At 47.4% G+C, this 22,348-nt stretch carries 23 protein-coding genes and 1 other annotated feature; of the genes, 19 read left to right on the forward strand and 4 right to left on the reverse strand.

What is annotated here, in order from left to right; translation table 11 throughout:
• Together ACESLK_RS21535 and ACESLK_RS21540 are read left to right on the forward strand one after the other, a co-directional pair.
• Positions 1 to 732, forward strand: coding sequence for a LytR/AlgR family response regulator transcription factor (locus ACESLK_RS21535; protein WP_373231768.1), 732 nt, complete (start codon positions 1 to 3; stop codon positions 730 to 732).
• A 138-nt stretch (positions 733 to 870) separates the two neighbouring features.
• Positions 871 to 2,313: a carbon starvation CstA family protein gene (locus tag ACESLK_RS21540; protein WP_373231770.1), complete on the forward strand. Its 1,443-nt coding sequence runs from the start codon at positions 871 to 873 to the stop codon at positions 2,311 to 2,313.
• Between the two features lie 77 nt (positions 2,314 to 2,390).
• Here ACESLK_RS21540 and ACESLK_RS21545 read toward each other — a convergent pair whose 3' ends face one another.
• The 4 genes from ACESLK_RS21545 to sigK form a co-directional block, all read right to left on the reverse strand.
• Positions 2,391 to 3,197, reverse strand: a complete 807-nt coding sequence (locus ACESLK_RS21545; RefSeq protein WP_373231771.1) for a CPBP family glutamic-type intramembrane protease — start codon at positions 3,195 to 3,197, stop codon at positions 2,391 to 2,393.
• Positions 3,184 to 3,756, reverse strand: coding sequence for a PadR family transcriptional regulator (locus tag ACESLK_RS21550; protein ID WP_373231791.1), 573 nt, complete (start codon positions 3,754 to 3,756; stop codon positions 3,184 to 3,186). The genes ACESLK_RS21545 and ACESLK_RS21550 overlap by 14 nt, the downstream gene beginning before the upstream one ends.
• Before the next feature lie 115 nt (positions 3,757 to 3,871).
• Positions 3,872 to 4,312 (reverse strand): hypothetical protein, encoded by a 441-nt coding sequence (locus ACESLK_RS21555; protein ID WP_373231772.1) that lies wholly within the window; start codon positions 4,310 to 4,312, stop codon positions 3,872 to 3,874.
• Between the two features lie 227 nt (positions 4,313 to 4,539).
• Entirely contained in the window at positions 4,540 to 5,241 is a 702-nt protein-coding gene (sigK, locus tag ACESLK_RS21560) for an RNA polymerase sporulation sigma factor SigK (RefSeq protein ID WP_373231773.1), read from the reverse strand.
• Positions 5,242 to 5,417: 176 nt separating this feature from the next.
• On the opposite strand from sigK, the gene spoVAC reads away from it, so the two are divergent.
• The 17 genes from spoVAC to ACESLK_RS21645 all read left to right on the forward strand — a co-directional run bounded on the left by spoVAC (position 5,418) and on the right by ACESLK_RS21645 (position 21,984).
• Positions 5,418 to 5,924 (forward strand): stage V sporulation protein AC, encoded by a 507-nt coding sequence (spoVAC, locus tag ACESLK_RS21565; RefSeq protein ID WP_373231792.1) that lies wholly within the window; start codon positions 5,418 to 5,420, stop codon positions 5,922 to 5,924.
• A complete protein-coding gene (gene spoVAD / locus ACESLK_RS21570; RefSeq protein WP_373231793.1) occupies positions 5,911 to 6,948 on the forward strand; it encodes a stage V sporulation protein AD in 1,038 nt (345 codons plus the stop codon). Before spoVAC ends, spoVAD begins: the two co-directional genes overlap by 14 nt.
• Entirely contained in the window at positions 6,948 to 7,298 is a 351-nt protein-coding gene (spoVAE, locus tag ACESLK_RS21575) for a stage V sporulation protein AE (protein WP_373231795.1), read from the forward strand. The genes spoVAD and spoVAE overlap by 1 nt, the downstream gene beginning before the upstream one ends.
• Before the next feature lie 172 nt (positions 7,299 to 7,470).
• Positions 7,471 to 8,424 carry an AAA family ATPase gene (locus ACESLK_RS21580; RefSeq protein WP_373231774.1) on the forward strand — a complete coding sequence of 318 codons (954 nt, stop codon included), beginning with the start codon at positions 7,471 to 7,473 and terminating at the stop codon, positions 8,422 to 8,424.
• Positions 8,425 to 8,426: 2 nt separating this feature from the next.
• Positions 8,427 to 9,668 carry a DUF58 domain-containing protein gene (locus ACESLK_RS21585; protein ID WP_373231775.1) on the forward strand — a complete coding sequence of 414 codons (1,242 nt, stop codon included), beginning with the start codon at positions 8,427 to 8,429 and terminating at the stop codon, positions 9,666 to 9,668.
• Positions 9,575 to 11,881, forward strand: a complete 2,307-nt coding sequence (locus ACESLK_RS21590) for a transglutaminase TgpA family protein (protein WP_373231776.1) — start codon at positions 9,575 to 9,577, stop codon at positions 11,879 to 11,881. Before ACESLK_RS21585 ends, ACESLK_RS21590 begins: the two co-directional genes overlap by 94 nt.
• A 117-nt stretch (positions 11,882 to 11,998) precedes the next feature.
• On the forward strand, positions 11,999 to 12,523 hold the full coding sequence (locus ACESLK_RS21595; RefSeq protein WP_373231777.1) for a YqeG family HAD IIIA-type phosphatase: 525 nt from the start codon (positions 11,999 to 12,001) through the stop codon (positions 12,521 to 12,523).
• A gap of 1 nt (position 12,524) precedes the next feature.
• Entirely contained in the window at positions 12,525 to 13,646 is a 1,122-nt protein-coding gene (gene yqeH / locus ACESLK_RS21600) for a ribosome biogenesis GTPase YqeH (protein ID WP_373231778.1), read from the forward strand.
• A gap of 35 nt (positions 13,647 to 13,681) precedes the next feature.
• Entirely contained in the window at positions 13,682 to 14,524 is an 843-nt protein-coding gene (gene aroE, locus ACESLK_RS21605; RefSeq protein ID WP_373231779.1) for a shikimate dehydrogenase, read from the forward strand.
• A gap of 63 nt (positions 14,525 to 14,587) precedes the next feature.
• Entirely contained in the window at positions 14,588 to 14,887 is a 300-nt protein-coding gene (gene yhbY / locus ACESLK_RS21610; RefSeq protein WP_373231780.1) for a ribosome assembly RNA-binding protein YhbY, read from the forward strand.
• A 21-nt stretch (positions 14,888 to 14,908) separates the two neighbouring features.
• Positions 14,909 to 15,496 carry a nicotinate-nucleotide adenylyltransferase gene (locus ACESLK_RS21615; protein WP_373231781.1) on the forward strand — a complete coding sequence of 196 codons (588 nt, stop codon included), beginning with the start codon at positions 14,909 to 14,911 and terminating at the stop codon, positions 15,494 to 15,496.
• The gene (gene yqeK, locus ACESLK_RS21620) at positions 15,486 to 16,079 is read left to right on the forward strand and encodes a bis(5'-nucleosyl)-tetraphosphatase (symmetrical) YqeK (RefSeq protein ID WP_373231796.1); all 594 of its coding nucleotides are present in this window, start codon (positions 15,486 to 15,488) and stop codon (positions 16,077 to 16,079) included. Before ACESLK_RS21615 ends, yqeK begins: the two co-directional genes overlap by 11 nt.
• 3 nt (positions 16,080 to 16,082) lie before the next feature.
• Entirely contained in the window at positions 16,083 to 16,427 is a 345-nt protein-coding gene (gene rsfS, locus ACESLK_RS21625; protein WP_373231782.1) for a ribosome silencing factor, read from the forward strand.
• Positions 16,424 to 17,353, forward strand: coding sequence for a CvfB family protein (locus ACESLK_RS21630; protein WP_373231783.1), 930 nt, complete (start codon positions 16,424 to 16,426; stop codon positions 17,351 to 17,353). Before rsfS ends, ACESLK_RS21630 begins: the two co-directional genes overlap by 4 nt.
• Before the next feature lie 20 nt (positions 17,354 to 17,373).
• Positions 17,374 to 18,165, forward strand: coding sequence for a class I SAM-dependent DNA methyltransferase (locus ACESLK_RS21635; RefSeq protein WP_373231784.1), 792 nt, complete (start codon positions 17,374 to 17,376; stop codon positions 18,163 to 18,165).
• A 119-nt stretch (positions 18,166 to 18,284) separates the two neighbouring features.
• Positions 18,285 to 18,528, forward strand: a binding site (T-box leader).
• A gap of 59 nt (positions 18,529 to 18,587) precedes the next feature.
• Positions 18,588 to 21,023: a leucine--tRNA ligase gene (gene leuS, locus ACESLK_RS21640; protein ID WP_373231785.1), complete on the forward strand. Its 2,436-nt coding sequence runs from the start codon at positions 18,588 to 18,590 to the stop codon at positions 21,021 to 21,023.
• A 298-nt stretch (positions 21,024 to 21,321) separates the two neighbouring features.
• Complete coding sequence (locus ACESLK_RS21645; RefSeq protein WP_373231786.1) at positions 21,322 to 21,984, forward strand: hypothetical protein; 663 nt, start codon at positions 21,322 to 21,324, stop codon at positions 21,982 to 21,984.
• Positions 21,985 to 22,348: the final 364 nt, after the last annotated feature.

Below are 22,348 nucleotides of genomic sequence, written 5' to 3' on the forward strand. Positions count from 1 at the left end.
GTGAACAAGTCTGTAAGTGTGATCATCATTGATGACGAACCATACAGCCGTCATGAGCTTGAACATTTATTACAAGAGTATGAAGAAGTAGAAATCGTCGCTGAGGCCGGTTCAGGGGAAGAAGGCTTGGAGAAAATATTGTTGTTAGAGCCAGACTTGGTGTTTGTTGACATGGAAATGCCACGAATGACGGGAATGGAGCTGGTTGAAGCGATCCAGAATCTCAAGAAAGTTCCGCTAATCGTATTCGCCACGGCCTATCCCGATTATGCGATTCAAGCTTTTCGATTTCAAGCGCTGGATTATTTGTTGAAGCCTTTCTCCCCAGATGAGCTGGCAGAGACGATGAAGCGAGTATACAAAGCATTGGAAATATCCAAGAAAATAACAACCGGCGATAAAATCAGCAGGCTCGCAGTCGAGCATCAAGAGAAGATCATTTATGTATCGCCTGAGAGTATCCTGTATGCGTCAGCAGAAGAGGGCGATACCGTTATCGTTACGAAGGACAACCGTTACCAATTGAAGACTAGCTTAAAGGATCTTGAACGAAAGCTGCTGCCCCATTATTTCTTCCGCACTCATAAGAGCTATCTAGTCAATTTACAGGCTGTGCAACAACTGATTCCTTGGTTTAACGGTGCTTATCAGATTAAGCTGGTCGGTATTAAGGAAGAAATTCCAGTTAGCCGCAACTACATTAAGGCACTCCGCAAACAATTGGAATTGTAAACGCTGTATTTCATCCCCATAATTATGTATCCTACTGTGAAATTTAGACACGTTGGACCGATTTTCAACCTTGTCGTGCTATATCCTTTTACAATGATGTCAAGAAGTAAGCGCATTCATTAAAAGGAGGCACGAACCATGATTACATTTATTGTAGCCATTGTATTGCTAATAGTCGGTTATTACACGTATGGAAAGTTTGTTGAGAAGACGTTTGGCATCAATACAGAGAGAAAGACACCAGCTTATACGATGAAAGATGGCGTGGACTATTTGCCGATGGGGAAATCAAAAAATTCATTAATTCAGCTCTTAAACATTGCTGGAGTTGGACCCATCTTCGGACCGATATTAGGCGCTTTGTATGGACCTGTAGCTTTTATCTGGATTGTTCTGGGAGCGATCTTCGCCGGGGCAGTGCACGACTACTTAACCGGTATGATTTCCATCCGCAACCGGGGTGCGCATTTGCCAGAATTAGCGGGTAAATTTCTGGGAAAATCCTTCAAGCATGTCGTTAATGCATTTGCGTTGCTGCTGCTCCTCCTTGTAGGTACGGTCTTCGTCTCTGCTCCAGCTGCGCTGATTCATTCGCTTATGGGAGGATGGGTTGGAATTGGTGTAATTCTGAGCTTGATTTTCGTTTATTACTTTCTAGCCACCTTACTTCCGATCGATAAAATCATTGGAAGACTGTATCCTTACTTCGGCGCCTTTCTGTTGCTCAGCGCTTTCGGAATAGGCGGAATGCTTGTCTTCACAGGTGCTCCCATTCCTGAAATCAACTTACAGAACATGCATCCTGGTGGATTAGCGATCTTTCCGCTGCTGTTCTTGACGATCTCCTGCGGAGCTTTGTCAGGATTCCATGCCACGCAATCTCCTATTATCTCCAGAACAGTTCAGAATGAACATAATGGACGATCGGTATTCTACGGCATGATGATCGTTGAAGCGGTTATTGCGATGATATGGGCCGCTGCAGCGATGAGTTTGTTCCACGGAACCGACTTAAACGCTCTGATCCAAGCTGGTGGACCTGCTGCTGTGGTTAGCGAAGTCTCCATCACTTTGCTGGGTGCAATCGGTGGTACATTGGCAATCATCGGGGTCATCGTCCTGCCCATTACTTCAGGTGATACCGCATTCCGCAGTGCTAGAATGATCGTCGCTGATTATTTAAAGATCGGGCAAGTAAAAATCGCAAACCGTCTTTGGATCGCACTGCCGATGTTCGCCATTTCATTCATACTTACAAAGATGGACTTTTCATTGCTATGGCGGTACTTTTCTTGGGCCAATCAGTCTACAGCCGCAATTGCACTATGGATAGGTGCAATGTATCTAGCCCAATCCGGCAAAAAACACTGGATGGCTAGTATCCCTGCTTCATTCATGACGATGGTGGTGTTCACCTACATCTTAAATGCTCCAATCGGCTTCGGCCTTTCTATTCAAACTTCTTATATCGTGGCTGCACTTGGAACGATAGCTGTTATCGTAGCATTCACTCGGGCAGTTTACTTCACCCAAGCAGGAATAACGATCTCAGTCGATGACGAAACCTATAATGCAGCCTAATTATGTATTCTATAATTTCATGTCTGTCAGAAGAGGACACCGCTGCGGTGTCCTTTTATGCAGACACTTGATAGCCTTTAAATCTTCCGTCTCTTATACAACCATAAACCTGTTATCGCAGCTATCACGATGGCGAATATCCCTTCAGGACTAGGCGTTACCAGATAGTCAAATCCCTCTTGTATATCCAGGTATTTTTTTAATATAAGGGTGTCTACGAAGGCATTACCAACAGTGTGCATAATTACAGCCGGCCATACGCTATTAGTCATAAGCCTAATTTCTCCATACACAATGGATAGAACAATAAGTCCAATTATCATACGCGGAATAAAAGTTGCCATACTTTCTGTGGTGTCTATTAAAACTAATAAATAGGGAATATGCCACGCGGCCCAAATAATTCCGACGTATACATGGATTAATAGTCTGTTGTAACCAAGTGAAAACAATTTCGGAGCAAGATAACCTCTCCACGCAAATTCTTCAAAAATATTTTTTACAAAACTAGTTAGGAAGGCCGCACCGAGTGCAGTCAGATATAACGAAGACATATTGGATAGATCAATCAACTTCAAGCTATGTCCAAGCAATAAAATAATCAAAGTGGAAATCGGGAAAAATAGTATACTCACAAAATAAAGAAAAATATTTTTTCTGATCTTAGGTTTAATACCCAAATCCCTCCAACCATCTCCTGCAAAAGTACGAAGAGCAATCATCGCTAGAAGAGGGGAGACAAGCCATATAAGCTGTCCAAGACTGCCGCTAGCATCCGATATGCCAGCTTTCATATCCACAAGTCGGCCGACCCATCCGCAGCTTAAAACAATAAGTGAAAAAATAAGAATATTCCTCAGTGTTTTTTTATCAATTTCCTTCATCTTCTATTCCCCTTTCTTCTTTTAATTGTTTCAAGTATTTCTTGTACCACTCATTCAGGAAAATATAATAATCCAGTCCGAATTGTAATGTAGCCAATCTGCTATTCACTTTTCCGGTATCCAAAGGCTGATTACTTTTTTTAATTTGTTCTGCTGAAATATGTTTCATCATCTTTAATGTAGATACCACGTTTTCAATTTCCAGCAAATACTCTTCTATCAATTCAAGTTTCCGATCGAGTTCAACATAATTAAAGAAAAAAATTTTAGCAAGAGCTGGATCTCTAGGTTTTTCTAAGGATATCGGCTGACCCGCCCACTCTAGAAATTCTTTCTCTCCTTTATTAGTAATTGTATATACTTTCTTTACTCTCGCGCCCTGATGTTCCTCAGAAAAGGTAACATGCCCGGCCTGAATCAGCTTCTTCAAAGCTGGTTGAATGCTTCCTTGACTCGTATTGTAGAAATAACCTGTGCTCTTCTCCATGTTTTTCTTAATGTCGTAGGACGATTTGTCTCCGTCTAGGAGCAGTCCTAGGATTATTTTGTCCTGCATCATTGCCACCGTCCTTATATATCTTATCGATATGTCTAGTAGATATATTTATTACTCTTAAAATAACCTCATTCCCTGTTTATGTCAATCAAAAAAAGTCTCCCGAATTTAGGGAGACCTAAGTAAAAAACAAGTTCATTATTGACTTTTTTCCTAACTGTTCTTGTATTAGGGCTATCTGCGTAGAGGTGTCTTCATATTTTCGAATAACTTCATTGTATTGATAAAGAGAAACCCCAGTCATTAATTCAAGTTGGCAGTAGGATATAAAGAGATTGTAAGTTCCATTGATTATAGATCGACCATTATTTTTAATAGAATATATACTCCCGAGCCTGCCATTCCCATCGCTCAACCTCAAGAATTCCTTGTATTCATGGGACAAGCCAACCTCCGTGTTAGAAGTGAAAACTTTCGTATAATCCACTCCAACTAACATTCCATTCCATTCTAATGATAACTTCATTTCCTCGATTTGCATCCATGAAAGCTTTTCTTGAAGAATGCGCTTCTGTTCTCTGGCTTTTAAGAACTTATTCCATATAGGTATTGGCCACATATTTTGTCCTCGTTTATTTTATAGTATATCGCCAACATGTCAGATTAATTATACACCTTATCGCACCGATATATCTTTACAAAAACGACTTCCCCATTTAACTTGCCGTATACAACAAATGAAACAGCCACATTCAGAATGAAGTGGCTGTTATTTTAATGAGATTAACTTGAAGAGTTTGAACGAACGAATCTTGGATAAGCGCATTATATGTTAATAAAATATGCTCATCGCTTCGCCTTATAAAACTCATGGTAAAGCTTCATCAGCGCTCTTTTCTCTATTCTCGACACATACGACCTCGAAATCCCCAGCTCGCGCGCAATCTCACGCTGTGTCCGCTCATCCCCGCCTCCATCTAACCCAAACCTGCCCCGAATGACCTCTTGCTCCCGAGCGTCGAGGATATCCAGATTGCGGTATATTTTGCTCTTTTCAATTTTGAGCTGTACTTGTTCGACAACATCGTCGGGTTCCGATCCAAGTATGTCCTGAAGAGTAATTTCGTTACCTTCTTTATCTGTCCCTATAGGATCGTGCAGGGAAACGTCTTTTCGAGTTTTCTTCAATGAACGCAAATGCATAAGTATTTCATTCTCGATACATCGCGCCGCGAATGTAGCGAGCTTCGTTCCTTTATTCGGCTGGAAGCTTTCGATTGCTTTGATAAGCCCAATCGTGCCGATGGAAATAAGATCCTCAAGATCTTCTCCGGTGTTGTCGAATTTCTTGACGATATGGGCAACTAAACGTAAATTGTGTTCGATGAGCAGATTACGGGATACAGGATTACCCTCCGCAAGACGACGTAAATGCAGCGCCTCTTCATCGTCAGTAAGCGGTTGGGGGAACGCGTTGTTTTTCACATAGGAGACGAGTAAAGATAATTGCTTCAGGAACAGGGCAATCGATGTGATCAAACCAGGCACGAGAAGGCCACCTCCGTCAGTAGGTTCGTTTGAAGAAAGAAGCATTACCATTCTATGTAGGTATTCGCCCAACCGTGCCTGTTTTGAAGCATTTTCACGAATGGTAATGATGACCTTTGGGAAATAATGAACGCAATAAGTTAGTTGTTATTTCTCTTGGAGGTGAATGTATGTCAATGAAAGGTTCCGGACATGGAAAACCAGCTTACAAGCCGGTTTCGATGTCTTCCAAAGAGTACCAAGCGTTTGCCAAGAACCGAGAACCTTCCCGTTCTATTTGGACCAATTGTCTAAAGGCATTCTTGGTAGGGGGCTTTATTTGTTTCATTGGCCAAGGCGTTCAGCAGTTTTTTATGACGGCTTTCGATATGTCGGCGAAGGATGCGGGGAATCCAACGGTTGCGATTATGATTTTGTTGTCGGTCATTCTGACAAGCATGGGGGTATATGACAAAATTTCTCAATGGGCGGGTGCGGGAAGCGCCGTACCGGTTACTGGATTCGCTAACTCCATGTGCTCCGCCGCGATTGAGCATCGGAGCGAAGGTTTAGTACTCGGTGTTGGCGCAAATATGTTTAAGCTTGCTGGATCCGTCATTGTGTTCGGTGTTGTTGCCGCATTTGTTGTCGGCATTATCTACTGGGTGTTCGGAATTGGAGCATGGCATGATATTACAGGGTAAGCGTACGTGGGTATTTCCCAAGCCGCCAGTCATTATTGCAACAGGAACGGTAGTTGGTCCGGATGAAGGCGAAGGGCCGCTTGCATCCGAATTTGATTTGGTTCATCCTGATTTGGAAATCGGGCAGCCTAGCTGGGAAAAGTCAGAGAGAGCACTGCTGGAGCATGCGTCGGATATTGCCTTGCAGCATGCGAAGCTAACGAAGGATAAGCTAAGCTTTTTTGTTGGCGGAGATTTATTGAATCAGATTATTAGCAATTCCTTTGCCGCTCGCACACTGGGAGCTCCGTATCTTGGAGTGTTTGGTGCTTGCTCTACCTCCATGGAATCCTTGGCAATAGCCTCTCTAATTGTATCCTCAGGGGCGGGAGAATACGTTATGGCGGGTACTTGCAGCCACAACTGTACGGTTGAGAAGCAATTTCGGTATCCGACTGAGTATGGCTCTCAGAAGCCCCCTACAGCCCAATATACCGTCACGGGTGCTGGCGCCGCCATTGTTTGCCTCGAAGGAAATGGACCTGTCATCACAGCGGCTACAATCGGCAAAATCATGGATTTAGGAATTAAAGACCCCTTTAATATGGGTGCGGCTATGGCTCCTGCGGCCGTTGATACCATTCAAGGACATCTACAGGATACAGGAAGAGATCCTGGGTATTATGACATAATCGTAACCGGTGATTTGGCAAGCGTTGGGCATCCTATAGCCAATGAGCTGCTGCGAAGAAATGGTGTGCCGATGGATCAGACGCAATTTCTTGATTGCGGATTGATGATATACGATATGGAGAAGCAGAAGGTACAAGCGGGAGGCAGCGGATGCGCGTGTTCGGCTGTAGTGACCTACGGCCATCTGTTGAAACGGATCCGCAATGATGAACTTCGGAGGATTCTTGTAGTCGCTACGGGAGCGTTACTCAGTCCGATCTCTTATCAGCAAGGGGAGAGCATTCCTTGTGTAGCGCATGCCATAGCTATAGAAGCACAGAACTTGAACGGGCAAGGAGGTGCGGGTTTATGATGACTTACTTATGGGCGTTTCTGGTTGGCGGCACCATATGTGTCTTTGGTCAGCTGTTGTTCGACGTCGTTAAGCTCACCCCTGCGCATACGATGGCTCTGCTCGTCGTTATAGGAGCTGCAATGGACGCGGTGGGCTTGTATGATCCGCTGGTCGATTTTGCAGGAGCCGGGGCAACCGTTCCGATTACGAGCTTCGGTAATGCATTGGTTCATGGCTCACTAACCGCGTTGCAGGAGAAAGGCTGGATTGGAGTCATTACGGGCATATTCCAGGTGACTAGCGCAGGGGTATCCGCGGCGATTGTTTTCTCCTTTTTTGCTGCACTGGTGGTGCGTCCGAAAGGCTAAACCTATGCTGTTCAGATGAGAATATAGAGAAACGGCCATCCTGATGTTTGGTTTGGCTGTTTCTCTATTGTTTTTTGTAAGAAACTAAAATTTACGGCTGCATCCAAATTCTTGTATAATAAGGAAGTGTATATATAAAAAAAACAAAGTAGATTCCATAGGAGGAACGGGAATGGATCATCAAGCTGCCATGCTGTTACTGGATCAAATTCGGCGTAATATGGAATCTTGTATTTATGGAAAAAAAGAGGAAATAGCCTCAATGCTTACCGCGATGCTGGCGGGAGGGCATGTTCTCATCGAAGATGTACCTGGAACGGGTAAAACTCAAATGGTAAAAGCACTAGCCTTATCTGTCGGCGGAGTGTTCCATCGTATTCAATGTAATCCTGACTTATTGCCTACAGATATAACAGGGGTTTCCATTTATCATCCTAAATTGGAGCAGTTTGTGTTCCGGCCAGGACCGGTAATGGCTAATTTACTGTTAGCAGACGAAATTAATCGTGCTACAACAAAGACGCAATCTGCTTTATTAGAAGCAATGGAGGAAAGAAGAGTTTCCGTAGACGGAGAGACGCACTTGCTCCCACAACCTTTTATGCTGTTCGCTACGCAAAATCCGATTGAATTCGAGGGAACCTATAATTTGCCGGAAGCGCAGCTAGATCGTTTTCTCATGAAAATCAAGCTAGGATACCCGGACGAAGCATCTGAGAGACGACTCATATTAGAGCCAGGGGCCAGCAGGGCTGCTGAATCTTTGAAAGCGGTCGCAACCGTAGAGGATGTCGCTCAAATGCAGCGTTTATCCGAAGGGATTCATCTTGACGGGAGTGTAGCCGATTATTTGATTGCCCTTATCCGAGGTACCCGTCAGCATTCTGGCGTCTTGTTGGGAGCAAGCCCAAGGGCAGCCGTAGCACTTTCTTCTGCAGCCAAATCTTATGCTTTTCTCCACCACAGATCGTTTGTATTGCCAGATGACGTTAAAGCCATGGCTCCTCTCGTGCTTAGCCACAGACTGCATCTTCGTTCGGAAGCACGCATGCAAGGGATAACAACCCCTCAGGTGCTGCAGGATGTTCTGCATCAATTGCCAGTACCCGTTGGGATGGAACGTTAATCATGACGCGGCTGCTATTTCCGCGCGCTTGGTGGTTAAGCGTTGTATTGTATGTCACCGTCACCTGTTATTTGTTATTCCAAGGCGGTAAAACCTCGTTAATGCTCTTCATGATTATCAATGCCCTGGCAGTCTATCTTATGTTAGGAAGATGGAGTGGAATCGGCGGTGTTCAAGGCTCTCGTTTACTGGATACAGGCACAGGGAGCTCAGCGGTTCTGACGGCGGGTATGCGTCTTCATGTTAAGCTTAGGATGCAGATCCCCGGTTTGTGGCCTCTTCCTTATATTATCGTTAGAGAGAAGCTCGTTCGATCAACGGGCGGAGAATCTCAGCTTTACGAAATGTCCTTTGTTCCGGATTACCGTCGCAGAGGCGAAGTGCATTTCGAGACGGCCCCTCTTAGGAGAGGGAGATATCAATTCCAAACGACGGATTGCTCTACTAGAGATATATTCGGGTTGTTCGAGCATCGGGGCTCTTTCTTCCAGCCGCTTCATATTCAAGTGCTTCCTCGTATTATCGAGCTGAGGGATTGGCGGTTGTTCCGGCGTTCGCAGAGGGGTGTGTTCCAGCATACCTTAACCTCTCTATGGGCAAGGGAAACCACTCAGATCGATGGAGTAAGGGAATACATTCATGGGGATCGCTTATCGCGCATCCACTGGAATGCAACCGCCAAAACCGGACAATGGAAATCCAAAGAGTTCGAGAGGGAAGCACTTCCTCGGGTTGTGTTCGTATTAGACCGAAACGAGAGCTCGTACCTTGTCATGGATCAATTCGAGCTGGCAGTTTCTGTTGCCGCATCCCTTTTGGAATTGACAATCTCTAGAGGAATGCCAATTGGATTTGTTTCTTCGGGGGAAAGCGCCTACTGGTTTGGTGAAGGGCGGACTCCCGTATCGCGAGATGAGGTTCTGCAGCACTTGGTGGATGTAGAATCCGACGGCAAGCTCATTTTAAGCGAGGTTCTCGGTCAAGTGGCGGAGCGTTATGAACCCGGTATTCATATCGTCGTTATTAGCTCATCTACGGATGGACAGTCAATAAAAGCGATGAGTGCACTTGAAGGTAAAAGAATGGTTCCAAGCGTTATTCATATATCTAACAAGCATGTCGTGGCGGACGAGGAAGCTAAGCTTCATCAATGGCAAAGATTATGCCAATCCAAGCAATGGGAGTTCTGCTCCTTATCGCAGCTGGATCATTTGCCTCAGGTATTGGGGGTCGTATCGGCATGAAAATCCGGTTCCCCCGCGATTTCTGGAGACAGCTTGTATTAGAGCGCCTGCATAGACTTCTGGCGATAGTTATCATACTGCAGCTTATACAATGCTTCTCGAATTACTGGTGGGAAGAAACGTATGATATCGTTTATGCTGCATTAACTGTAACCGCAGTAACGGAGCTGTTGTTTACTCGAGGCTTCCTTGCTCGTTTTGCTTTTCAATGCTTGACGATCGTTGGTTTCATTATCTGGAAGACTCCATACACCTGGGGAGGATGGCCGGAAAGCTGGCGGGTCTGGGACAACATTCGTTCGTTTTTCATATTTCATATAGAGCAGCTGCATCCGTTCTTTGAGCTGGCAGTCGGAGTGGTATTAGCCGGGCATGTGCTCGCTTGGATGGGCGGGAGACGTGCGGGAGCTATTGTTATCGTCATAATGTCCATTCTCGTGATGGCAACGATAGACTCTTTTTTTCCGTTAGAGCTTTGGCATAACATCGCATGGACTGTAACGGCAGGTTTGGCCTGGCTCGTTATTCTACATCTGCGACAGCTTCAAGCCCGGCATCCCGACAGCTGGGAGGCATTGGCCGAGAGACCGCTGGATATCGCTTTTCCAGCTGTCATTATTATTACGGTTGTACTTCTTACCGGTATATTCATGCCGCGCGCACCGGTTCTATTAGAGGATCCCTACACGATTTGGACCGAAGCGCAAGGACGCGAGGTTCCCAGCTTCGCAGGCGAAGGCGGCGTTCAGAATGCAAGCGTTGGGAGCTCTGGCTCCTCGCTGTCCGGTTATAGCAGAGATGATCGGACAATCGGCGGGGGCTTCGAGTTTGACTATTCTCCCGTGATGACGATTACGACCTCTCAGCGCAGCTATTGGCGGGGGGAGACAAAAGCTCTTTACACAGGCAAAGGTTGGGGAGACCGCAGAAATCCGGAGTTAATCCCTTCAGAAATCGGGAATGAAGCGAATTTGGTGTTATCGCCCCCTCGCAATGAAGAGGTCAAAACCATAGAGGTTGTTCAAACGGTAACCGTTCTGCGCAAGGATAAGATTCCTGTGTTATTCGCAGCAAGCCCAGTCTCCAATGTGTCGGAGCTGAAGAGCGACAATAACGTCGGACTCAGATGGAATCCGGAGGAATGGGAACTGCGCTGGAGTAAGCCAGCCCGCGTTGAATCTTATTCGGTGGTATCTCAAGTAGCCGTTCTGGATGAAGAATTGCTAAGGAGATCTCCTCCAGCTGCAGAAGCCTCTCTGGAGCTTTCTCCCTATTTGCAGCTTCCAGAAGGTCTGCCGGCACGGGTCAGACAATTGGCTGAGGAGCAAACGAGCGGATTAACTAACGACTATGATAGGGCAAAAAAGCTGGAGCAATACTTGAAAAAGACATTTCCCTATACGAATACACCGGATCTTACTAAACAAAGTGACCGAGCAAATGGCGACATCGTTGATGCGTTTCTATTTGAAATTATGGAAGGCTACTGTGATTATTTCTCGACTTCATTCGTCGTAATGGCACGATCGATTGGTCTGCCAACCAGATGGGTCAAAGGGTATTCTACAGGCTTCGATCCTGCTGTGCTGGAGCGCGAGAGATTTGGAGGTCCTTCCGAAATTCCGGATCCTACGGGTGCCGGGACCTATACGGTTCGTAATGCCGATGCGCATTCATGGGCTGAGGTATATTTTGAAGGAGTAGGCTGGATTCCATTCGAACCGACATCAGGCTTCTCCGTTCCGCAGCCATTACCGGAGGGAGAAGAATTCATCCCTGAAATGAATGCTGTCGTTGATGCCAATCCGACAGACACGGGCCTAACTGAAACGGAGAAAAACTGGCTTGTCCCTGCTGGCGCCCTGGGCGTAGTTGTGATTATTGGGGCCTTAATCCTTATTGCTTATCGGAACAGACGTTTAGGTCATTTATGGAGCCGAATCAAATATCGCGGCAACACACCTAATCAACGTGTCGTGCGTGAGATGGAGAAGCTGCTATCCTTCCTTCAACGTAAAGGATTCCGAAGGGAATCACACGAAACCCTTCGAGAAACCTTTGCGAAATGGAGCGGTAAGTTCTCTTCCCTGAGAACGGAGTTTGACGGAGTTTTGGCGAATTTCGAGCAAGCTCGATATGGATTAGACAATGGGAATGATCAGGTTTTGAATGAATTTACCGATGCAGCAGATCGAATCCGTAAAGCACTATAAAAGGAAAAACGGGAAAGCTCGGGTGTGCCGTGCTTTCCTGTTTTTTTGCAAGGCAGGGTGGGGTATGGTATATTTTGAGGAAGTATAGCTGGTTACAGACAGGGGTTATTATTGAAGATGTTTAAGCGTTTGCTTCCTGATCAAATCGTGAATACCGTTTTTGATATTGATTTGGATGAGCTCAAAGCCCGAGGCGTTAAAGGGATCATTACGGATTTAGACAATACGCTGGTTAGCGCCCGAACTCCGCTTGCGACGCCTGAACTGGTGGGCTGGCTCGATATTGTAAAGGATTTGGGGTTTAAGGTGGTCATTCTTTCGAATAACAATAATTCCCGAGTGTCCAAGTTCGCCGAGCCGCTCGGAATTCCATTCATTCCTGCAGCTCGCAAGCCTGCAGGCGCTTCGTTTCGCCGTGCGCTCAGACTGATGAATCTCGCTCCGGAGCATGCCGTTGTTGTAGGGGATCAGATGCTGACTGATGTATTAGGAGGACGGAGAGCCGGTCTTCATACGTTACTCGTCACCCCTATTGCCCCACGCGAGGAAGGCTGGGCGACGCAAATTAATCGCCGCATCGAGAAAATCGCGTTAGCTCGTCTGCGCAAGAAAGGCCTATGGCCGGAAAAAGGAGGTAACTAACTTGTCAGAGCAACAGATTGTACCTCCTCGTTGCGCAGGCTGCGGAATTCCACTGCATAGCGTAGATCAAAATCAACCGGGCTTCGTACCCGAAGCTTCATTAGAGAAGGAAGAGACCATCTGTCAACGCTGCTTCCGGATTAAGCATTATAATGAGGCTTCTTCCGTAACTGTGGATCAGGATGAGTTTTTGCGTCTGCTTGGAGGTATCGCCTCCACGAATAGTCTAGTTGTCCATATCGTGGATTTGTTCGACTTCCAAGGAAGCTTAATTTCAGGCTTGCAGCGTTTTGTAGGGAACAATCCGATTCTGTTAGTCGTTAATAAGATAGATCTGCTTCCACGGATAACGAATTGGAATCGGCTGCGCAACTGGGTTCAGAAGCAAGCACGCGAGGAAGGTCTCAAGACCGTTGATGTCGTCCTATGCAGCGCGCGCCGTAATATCGGCTTTGATCGTGTTATAGAAGCCGTGAATACTTACAGGCAGAACAAAGATGTTTATGTTGTGGGTGCGACCAATGTAGGCAAGAGCACGTTAATCAATCGTTTAATATCGGATTATAGCGATTTGAAACGCGAGCTCACCGTATCCCGTTATCCTGGAACAACGCTTGATGCGGTACATATCCCGTTGGACGATGGGAAGAGCATCATAGATACGCCTGGAATCGTGTATTCCTGGCGGATGTCGGAGATCGTTCCTCGCAAGGATTTGGCTGCATTGCTTCCGGACAAGCCGCTTAAGCCGCTGACTTATCAGCTGAACGAGAAACAAACTTTGTTTTTCGGAGGGCTTGCGCGATTTGATTTCGTAGAAGGACAGCGACAGTCTTTCACTGCATATCTATCCAGCGGTTTACCTGTTCATCGAACAAAGCTGGAGCGAGCGGATGAGTTGTATGCCGAGCATCGAGGGGTTATGCTTAGTCCGCCGAGCTTAGAGGATCTGGAAAGCATGCCGCCTTGGACAAGGCATCGACTGCGGGTTCCGCCGAATTCGAAGCAGGATGTGTTTATTTCGGGGATTGGTTGGATTCAGACCAATGGAACCACAGGCTCGACCTTGGATGTGCACGTACCGCGAGGGGTTAAAGTGATGCTGCGGGAAAGCATCCTCTAAGGAGCACCCTCTGCGGGAGAGGAGTAAGACATTTAATGGATAGCCATACCGTGTTATATGGGGTCATTGGTGACCCCATACGTCATTCGAAATCACCGATTATGTTAAACCGGGCGTTTCGTGAGAAGGGTATCAACGGTGCATATGCCGCTTTTCATGTAAGCCCCGACGAATTGAAGCAAGCAATTGCTGGTGTTCGCGGCTTAGGCTTTCGAGGGCTAAACGTTACCATACCGCACAAGATTGAGGTAATGGCGTTCCTTGATGAAGTACACGAAGGCGCAAGGGCGGCAGGTGCGGTTAATACGATCGTTAACAATGATGGTCGGTTAATTGGCTACAATACAGATGGTATCGGTTATGTTCGATCCTTGAAGGAAGAAGCCGAGCCAGACTTAAAGGATAAAACGATTGTTGTGCTCGGTGCGGGCGGCGCATCTAGAGGTATACTATGGGCGTTAGCTCAAGAGAAACCGAAGGCAATTCTGCTAGCAAACCGTACCGAGGAGAAAGCCAACGAGCTTGCTGCCTTTTTCTCGCAGGAATCTGGAATTTCGGCCATCCCTTGGAGCTCGCTTCAGGACGTATGCTCATATGCGGATGTAGTTATAAACACTACATCCGTCGGCATGTCTCCCAACATAGACGCAGTACCACTCGACCCTTCTTGGCTTAAACCCGGCTCGGTAGCCAGCGACTTGATCTATAACCCGCTCAAAACTGCTTTCCTTCAGCAGGCGGAGCGTAATGGTTGCCGCATACACGGCGGCTTGGGTATGTTCATCTACCAAGGCGCATACGCTTTCGAATACTGGACCGGCGAACCCGCCCCAGTCGAGGTTATGCGGGCAACCGTATTGGAGTCCTTTGGAAAATAAAAAACAAGGGTTTACCTTTTTGAACGATTATCTGGATTTTCACAAAGAGAGCAGGAAAAACAAATGTTAACAGGAAAACAAAAGCGTCACCTAAGATCGCTTGCCCACCACCTCACCCCGATCTTCCAAGTCGGCAAGGGTGGCATCAACGACAACCTTATTCGCCATATCGAAGAAGCCATCGAGGTGCGCGAGCTGATCAAAATCTCCGTGCTGACCAACAACTCCGACGACCCGCGTGAAATCGGCGCTGAGCTCTCAGAAAAGTCCGGAGCCGAGCTGGCGCAAGTCATCGGTAAAACCATCGTTCTATACAAGGAATCCAAAGATCACAAACAGATCGTGCTTCCTCGTGGCAAATGATTGACGGAAGGGCGTGAGCCTATGCGTAGAGTAGGTTTGCTTGGAGGGACTTTCGACCCGATTCATAACGGTCACATGATCGCTGCGCAAGCAGCCAAAGAAGCCGCAAAGCTCGACGAGGTTTGGTTCATCCCGACTTCTTCACCTCCGCATAAACCGCAGCCTGAAGCACTAGCCGGCAAGAGACGCCAGATGGTCGAAGCAGCGATTAACGACAACCCGCATTTTCATCTGGAAGAGATTGAACTGAATCGGGATGGAACTTCGTATACAATTGATACCGTTAGTGCCATCCAACAACAGCACCCCAAAGTGACGTTCTTCTGGATCGTCGGTTCCGACATGGTGAAGGACCTGCCGAATTGGCGTATGATTGATGAGCTTGCGGAGCGGATTTCGTTCATTGGGCTTGAACGTCCAGATCAGCTCAGCGATGATTCCACATTGCCTTCTTTTATTCGTCGTCGGCTGCTAAGAGCGAATATGCCTCTCATTGGCATCTCTTCTTCCGATATACGGCGAAGGTGTAAGGAAGGACTTTCGGTTCGCTATATGCTGCCGGACTCCGTTCTCGAAATCATTCAAAGGGATGGCTTATATGAATCTTGAGAAGCTCCGGGAAGCGACCCGCATGCAAATGCCAGAGAAACGCTGGAAGCATACACTTGGGGTTATGTCGACAGCAATAGAGCTGGCCGAACGATTCGGCGGGGACCCTGTTAAGTCAGAGATCGCGGCTTTATTGCACGATTACTCTAAAGCATGGCCGATTGACCGGATGGAAGCCATCATTCGTGAGCAGCAATTGCCGAGTGACCTCCTGCACTTTGATAAGGAGCTATGGCACGCGCATGTCGGTGCTTGGGCGGTACAGGATGAGCATCAAATTACGGATGAAGAAGTTCTCGATGCGATCCGTTATCATACCTCTGGGCGTGAAAAGATGACACAACTGGACAAAATTGTTTGTTTGGCGGACTATATGGAGCCCGGCAGAGATTTCCCAGGGGTGAGTAAGATTCGCAAACTCGCTAAACATAGTATGGAAGAAGCACTTGTTGCTGGATTTGATTCAACTATGCAGTTGCTGATCGAACGTGGAAAAAGAATTTTTCCATTAACGATGCTTGCGCGTAACGATTTAATAGGACAACTGAACGAAAATAAAAGCAAGATGGAAAGTGGAGGCTGAGACATGACAGAAATCTCTGAACAATTATTGAAGTCCGTATTAAATGCAGCTGAAGAGAAAAAAGCAAATGATGTCGTAGCTCTTAACCTGCAAGGAATATCACTAATCGCGGATTACTTCGTCATTTGTCACGGTAATTCAGATACACAAGTGATGTCTATTGCCAACGAAATTAAAAAGAATGCCGAGTTAATCGGCAAAAGAGTTCGTTTGGAAGGAATGGATACAGCGCGCTGGGTACTCGTGGATATGGGAGATGTCGTTGCGCACGTATTCCATCGCGATGAGCGGGAGTATTATCACTTGGAGCGCCTTTGGTCTGATGCGAAGGCAGTTGAAATCGTATGAACCTGACAGCAGGAACCTTAGCGGAATTATGGGTTCGCAGGGAGGTTTCTCCTCATGGCTGGTTCCTGGGCTTTGGGGCAGAGGAAGGACCAGAGGTGTTGCTTCCATACGGCGAAGTATCAGCGGATAGACCTAAAGTGGATACAGAAATCGAGGTATTCCTGTTCCATGACGATAAAGGACGGATCTCCGCCACATTGCGCAAGCCGCTGATCGTTTTAGGTGAGATGGCTAAGCTTACTGTCGCGGATTTCCATCCTCATTTTGGTTTTTTTCTAGAGATGGGCATTGGCCGACAGCTGCTGCTCCCTCTGAAGAGTTTTCCTATCGAACGCAGAGAGGTATGGCCCCAAAAAGGGGATGAGCTATTTGTTGTGATGAAACACGACAAAGAGGGGCGAATGCTTGCCCGACTTGCCAAAATCGATGATTACGCTCCGCATATTTTCCGCGCGCCTACCTCCTGGCTTAACGAATGGAAAGATGGTTGGGTAACTGACGTTTACCGCGATGGCGTATTTACGTTGGTTGATGGCGGAGTTCTTGGGTTCGGTGTTCTCGGTTATATCCATGAGGGTTCCATGATTCACCCTCTGCGGATAGGACAAAAGTTCAGTGCTCGTGTCACGCAGGTGAGGGAAGATGGCCGAGTAACTTTAAGCGTTCGAGCCGTTAAGGAAGTCGGTCGATTAGAGGATGCCGATCGTATTCTTGCTTTTATTAAAGAGCGCCCAGGTGAGGCGATGCCTTATTCAGATCAGACAAGCGCGGAAGATATCCAACGCCGATTCGGTCTTAGCAAATCTGCGTTTAAGAGAGCGCTTGGCAAGCTGATGAAGGAAGGTCTTGTTATACAGAAGGGCAGCTGGACGCACCTGGTTAAAGAGCAATCCGATAATCAACCCAACGATCAGCAAGGCGACTAACACCGATTGGGGTGACAGCTATGCGTTCTTACCGGCAATTCGCTGCCGTATACGATCGTTTGATGGAAGATATGCCTTATTCCGAATGGATGAGCTTTGCCCGCCGATGCTGGGACAAGTATGGAGTACCGAAGACTGTCGTTGATCTTGGCTGTGGAACGGGAAATTTATCTATTCCGCTAGCTCGATCAGGGTTCAGCGTGTTCGGGATAGACTTATCCTCAGAGATGCTGTCGGTTGCCCTTAGTAAATGGGATGAGCCGTATACTCACGGCTTAAGGGAGAATGTAGGCACCGTTCGCTGGCTGCAGCAGGATATGAGGGATTGGGATCTTCCTATGCCTGTGGATGCTGTCATAAGCTTCTGTGACAGCCTGAACTACTTGACAGAACAGCAGGACATCCTATCTACCTTTCGGCAAACCTTTGCGGGGCTTGTGGAGGGCGGACTATTTTTGTTTGATGTTCATGCCCCTAGACAGCTTGAGCGTTATGCGGAAGAACAACCCTTCGTCAACGATGATAAGGATGTTGCTTACTTGTGGACATGTGAGTATGACTCTAATCGGATGGAAATCGAGCATTCGCTCACCTTTTTTATCCAGGAGGAGACAGCTCCGAAGAGTGGGAGCGGCGGTGCGCTTTACAGCCGTTTCGAGGAAAACCATGTTCAAAGAGCCTACGACCCGCAATGGATAGCTGATCAATTGGTTAGCGCCGGCTTCGAGCTGCTTCACCGCTGTGCGGATTTCAAGTGGGACAAGCCGAATGAAGATTCGGAACGCTTGTTCTTCGTGGCGCGTAAGCCGTAAAGGTATGGAGATAGGGCTGGGCTTTCAAGCAAATGGTTCGATTGCTTGAGGGGGCAGCTTTTTCACGTATTAGGATCTCGCTTGACAGCATTTGCGTCTTTTGGCTATAATCATGGCATACTTTGGCTGTGATAAGGAGCAGTAATCGTTAGACGTTACGCAGAGAGTCGGCGGATGGTGCAAGCCGATTAACGTAGACGACGAACTCGCCTTGGAGCCTCCGAGCTGAGCGGATCCGATGATATCGGGTGATTCGACAAGCAAGGCGTTTCCTCTCGTTACGAGGCATAAGTGGGCGGTATTCCAAGCAGGAAGTCCGTCAACTAGGGTGGTACCACGGGAAATAACTCTCTCGTCCCTAGCGACAACGCTAGAGACGGGAGTTTTTTGTTTACGAACTGACTAAAGGAGAGCTTAACGACATGTCACAAGAAAACGAACAAGGCTATAAACCGCTGAATATCGAACCGAAATGGCAAAAGTATTGGGATGAGAACCAGACGTTTCGCACAACGGAAGACGCTGGCAAACCTAAATTTTACGCGCTGGATATGTTCCCCTACCCATCCGGAGCAGGTCTTCACGTCGGCCATCCGGAAGGCTACACGGCTACCGATATTGTTAGTCGCTATAAACGGATGAAAGGCTTTAACGTTCTGCACCCGATGGGCTGGGATGCGTTCGGGCTGCCTGCGGAGCAATATGCGCTTCAGACAGGACGGCATCCGCGCGATATCACGGTGGAGAACATTAACAACTTCCGTCGTCAGATTAAAGCACTGGGATTCTCCTACGACTGGGATCGCGAATTTAGTACGACGGATCCGGATTATTACAAATGGACTCAGTGGATATTCATCCAGCTGTATAAGAAAGGCCTTGCGTATGTGGCTGAAGTGCCGGTCAACTGGTGTCCCGCGCTGGGCACAGTGCTTGCGAATGAGGAAGTCATCGACGGCCTAAGTGAGCGCGGCGGACATCCCGTCGTGCGCAAGCCGATGCGTCAATGGATGCTTAAGATTACGGAGTATGCTGAACGGCTTCTGGAGGACTTGGAGGAGCTGGATTGGTCCGAGAGCATCAAGGATATGCAGCGGAACTGGATCGGCAAATCGACAGGTGCTGAAGTCACCTTCGCTATCGATGGACATGAGGCTGCTTTAACGGTGTTTACGACGCGGCCTGATACATTGTTCGGCGCAACTTACTGTGTGTTGGCGCCTGAACATGAGCTGGTAAGTGTTATCTCTTCGGCGGATCAGAAAACGACTGTGGAAGCTTATGTGGATCAAGCAGCGCGTAAGAGTGATCTTGAGCGTACCGATCTAGCAAAGGATAAGAGCGGCGTGTTCACGGGAGCATATGCGATTAATCCTGTGAATGGCGCTCAAGTGCCGATTTGGATTGCGGATTATGTACTCGGCGGTTACGGTACGGGTGCAATTATGGCCGTACCCGGACATGACGAGCGAGATTGGGAGTTTGCCCAGAAGTTCGGGCTGCCGATCGTTGAAGTGGTGGAAGGCGGAAATGTAGTCGAAGCGGCATATACGGGAGACGGAAAACTCGTAAATTCTGATTTCCTGAACGGCTTGTCGACGGTTGATGCTATAGCTGCGATGATTTCGCACTTAGAGTCTTCAGGGAAAGGAAAGGGTAAAGTCACTTACCGTTTGCGCGACTGGTTGTTTAGCCGTCAGCGTTATTGGGGCGAGCCGATTCCGGTGCTGCACTATGAGGACGGAACGATGGACACCGTGCCTGAGGAAGATCTTCCGCTATTGCTTCCTGACGTTGAAGCCATTCAGCCTTCAGGAACAGGCGAATCTCCACTCGCAAACGTAACGGATTGGGTCAATGTCATTGATCCTCGCAACGGGCGCAAAGCACGTCGTGAGACGAATACGATGCCGCAATGGGCTGGAAGCTGCTGGTATTACCTGCGTTTTATCGATCCGCACAACGAGAAGGAAATATGCTCGCCGGATAAGCAGCGCGAGTGGTTGCCTGTTGATTTGTACATTGGAGGCGCGGAGCACGCGGTATTGCATTTGCTGTATGCTCGTTTTTGGCACAAGGTGTTATATGATATCGGAGTTGTCAATACGAAAGAACCTTTCTATAAGCTGGTTAATCAAGGTATGATTCTCGGAATGAACGGGGAGAAAATGTCCAAATCCCGCGGCAACGTTATTAACCCGGATGACATCGTTAACGAGCATGGCGCAGATACTTTGCGTGTATACGAAATGTTCATGGGCCCGCTGGAGGCGACGAAGCCTTGGAATACAAACGGAGTAGAGGGCGTTTATCGCTTCCTTTCCCGAGTATGGCGTCTGTTCGTTGACGACAGCGGTAAGCTGAACGGCAAAATCCAAGACGTACCTGGCGAAGACGCTTTCCGCCGTACTTGGCATAGAAGCTTGAAGAAGGTGTCGGAGGATTATGAAGCTTTACGGTTTAATACGGCAATAAGCCAAATGATGATTTTCGTGAATGAAGCCTATAAAACAGAGACTTTGCCAAAGCAAGCGATGGTAAACTTCGTACAAATGCTGTCTCCAATAGCTCCGCACATCGCGGAGGAGCTTTGGGAGAAGCTGGGCTACGAGGGATCGGTGTCTTACGTTGCCTGGCCGGAGTACGATGTTTCGTTTACGGTTGATGCCGAAGTCGAAATCGTTGTCCAAGTGAGCGGCAAAATCGCCGACCGAATTAGTATTGCCGCTAATCTAGACGAAGCGGGTATGCAAACTCTCGCGCTTGAGTCTGAGAAAGTAAAAGCTCTGATCGAAGGCAAAACTATTCGCAAAATCGTCGTGGTCAAAGGCAAGCTAGTCAATATTGTCGCGAACTAACTGAGCCCAACTAACTGAGCCCAACTAACTGAGCCCAACTAACTGAGCCGAACTAACTGAGCCCAACTAACTGAGCCCAACTAACTGAGCCCAACTAACTGAGCCCAACTAACTGAGCCGAACTAACTGAGCCCAACTAACTGAGCCCAACTAACTGAGCCCAATTGTCTAGCGGCTCACTTTTTTAACACTGCGTGAAGCACACGCCGTTTGTCTCCTTTGTGGAGGCACGCGGCGTTTTTGTTTTCTGATAGGAGTATGGTTCTGCAGAATGTACAAATTTCGAGGAGGTTTTTCTATGTTTGAGCAAGAGTATGTGAAGTTTCTTATGCGTCAACGAGCTGGTGCGAGCGGTCAAAGGCTAGAGCGTCTTAACAAGGACTTAGTAGGGGAGAAGAAGCTGCTAGAGGTAGTTGTGTGGCCTATTATGAAGTCATTCGATGGGTGGACAATGGAGCATGAGGTTATGAGCTCATCAGGAGTAAAGATTTATATCGACACTTTTTTCGATCCGCTAGGCTTCGGATTAGAAAGCGAGGGGTTTGTTGTCCATGCCGAGAGTATAACCAGAGACCGCTTTTCATTCGAGAAAATGCGTGTAAGAACAATGGCCATATATGGGTATCGCTATATCCCTTTCAGTAGAGATGAATTAGACAAACAACCAGACGCTTGCCGACGTTCTTTCTACGAGCTGCTAGGCAGATATTCCAGCAGAGCAGGCAGCAAAGCAGTTGAAGAGCTCTCTGTCTTTGAACGGGAAGTCATTCGATATGGATTGAGGTTGAATCGGAATTTACGTTTGGAGGATGTGAAGTATGTATTGAAATCTGGATATAGAAGATCGAGTAATGTAATTAATGAGCTGATAAAAAAGAATCTGATTAAACCGATAGGCAGTGGTAATCAACGTTTTCATGAATATGAACTTTTGCCTCTTGCAAGCGAGTACATGCTCTGATGTTCTGCCACTTTCGATAGCTGTAGTTTCCAAAAGTGAAACTGCACGACAGTCTCGGTGGCTTTCGAGGGCTGTAGTTTGCAAAAGTGAAACTGCACGGCAGTCTCAGTGGCTTTCGCGGGCTGTAGTTTGCAGAAGTGAAACTGCGCGGCAGTCTCAGCGACTGTCGGGGGTTGTAGTTTGCAAAAGTGAAACTGCACGGCAGTCTCAGTGGCTTTCGCGGGCTGTAGTTTGCAGAAGCGAAACTGTGCGGCAGTCACAGCGACTGTCGAGGGCTGTAGTTTGCAGAAGCGAAACTGCGCGGCAGTCTCAGCGACTGTCGAGGGCTGTAGTTTGCAGAAGCGAAACTGCGCGGCAGTCTCAG

It is taken from the genome of Cohnella sp. (assembly GCF_041640265.1).
Lineage (GTDB): Bacteria > Bacillota > Bacilli > Paenibacillales > Paenibacillaceae > Cohnella.

What these genes read in the sequence shown, in the direction of transcription:
- ACESLK_RS21590 (WP_373231776.1), top strand. Translation starts at nt 9,575, where the DNA reads ATGGCAAAGATTATGCCAATCCAAGCAATGGGAGTTCTGCTCCTTATC.
- ACESLK_RS21630 (WP_373231783.1), top strand. Translation starts at nt 16,424, where the DNA reads ATGAACCTGACAGCAGGAACCTTAGCGGAATTATGGGTTCGCAGGGAG.
- ACESLK_RS21580 (WP_373231774.1), top strand. Translation starts at nt 7,471, where the DNA reads ATGGATCATCAAGCTGCCATGCTGTTACTGGATCAAATTCGGCGTAAT.
- ACESLK_RS21585 (WP_373231775.1), top strand. Translation starts at nt 8,427, where the DNA reads ATGACGCGGCTGCTATTTCCGCGCGCTTGGTGGTTAAGCGTTGTATTG.
- yqeK (WP_373231796.1), top strand. Translation starts at nt 15,486, where the DNA reads ATGAATCTTGAGAAGCTCCGGGAAGCGACCCGCATGCAAATGCCAGAG.
- aroE (WP_373231779.1), top strand. Translation starts at nt 13,682, where the DNA reads ATGGATAGCCATACCGTGTTATATGGGGTCATTGGTGACCCCATACGT.
- ACESLK_RS21545 (WP_373231771.1), bottom strand. Translation starts at nt 3,197, where the DNA reads ATGAAGGAAATTGATAAAAAAACACTGAGGAATATTCTTATTTTTTCA.
- ACESLK_RS21595 (WP_373231777.1), top strand. Translation starts at nt 11,999, where the DNA reads ATGTTTAAGCGTTTGCTTCCTGATCAAATCGTGAATACCGTTTTTGAT.
- leuS (WP_373231785.1), top strand. Translation starts at nt 18,588, where the DNA reads ATGTCACAAGAAAACGAACAAGGCTATAAACCGCTGAATATCGAACCG.
- ACESLK_RS21645 (WP_373231786.1), top strand. Translation starts at nt 21,322, where the DNA reads ATGTTTGAGCAAGAGTATGTGAAGTTTCTTATGCGTCAACGAGCTGGT.
- ACESLK_RS21635 (WP_373231784.1), top strand. Translation starts at nt 17,374, where the DNA reads ATGCGTTCTTACCGGCAATTCGCTGCCGTATACGATCGTTTGATGGAA.
- spoVAE (WP_373231795.1), top strand. Translation starts at nt 6,948, where the DNA reads ATGACTTACTTATGGGCGTTTCTGGTTGGCGGCACCATATGTGTCTTT.
- ACESLK_RS21540 (WP_373231770.1), top strand. Translation starts at nt 871, where the DNA reads ATGATTACATTTATTGTAGCCATTGTATTGCTAATAGTCGGTTATTAC.
- rsfS (WP_373231782.1), top strand. Translation starts at nt 16,083, where the DNA reads ATGACAGAAATCTCTGAACAATTATTGAAGTCCGTATTAAATGCAGCT.
- ACESLK_RS21550 (WP_373231791.1), bottom strand. Translation starts at nt 3,756, where the DNA reads ATGATGCAGGACAAAATAATCCTAGGACTGCTCCTAGACGGAGACAAA.
- ACESLK_RS21615 (WP_373231781.1), top strand. Translation starts at nt 14,909, where the DNA reads ATGCGTAGAGTAGGTTTGCTTGGAGGGACTTTCGACCCGATTCATAAC.
- yhbY (WP_373231780.1), top strand. Translation starts at nt 14,588, where the DNA reads ATGTTAACAGGAAAACAAAAGCGTCACCTAAGATCGCTTGCCCACCAC.
- spoVAC (WP_373231792.1), top strand. Translation starts at nt 5,418, where the DNA reads ATGAAAGGTTCCGGACATGGAAAACCAGCTTACAAGCCGGTTTCGATG.
- ACESLK_RS21555 (WP_373231772.1), bottom strand. Translation starts at nt 4,312, where the DNA reads ATGTGGCCAATACCTATATGGAATAAGTTCTTAAAAGCCAGAGAACAG.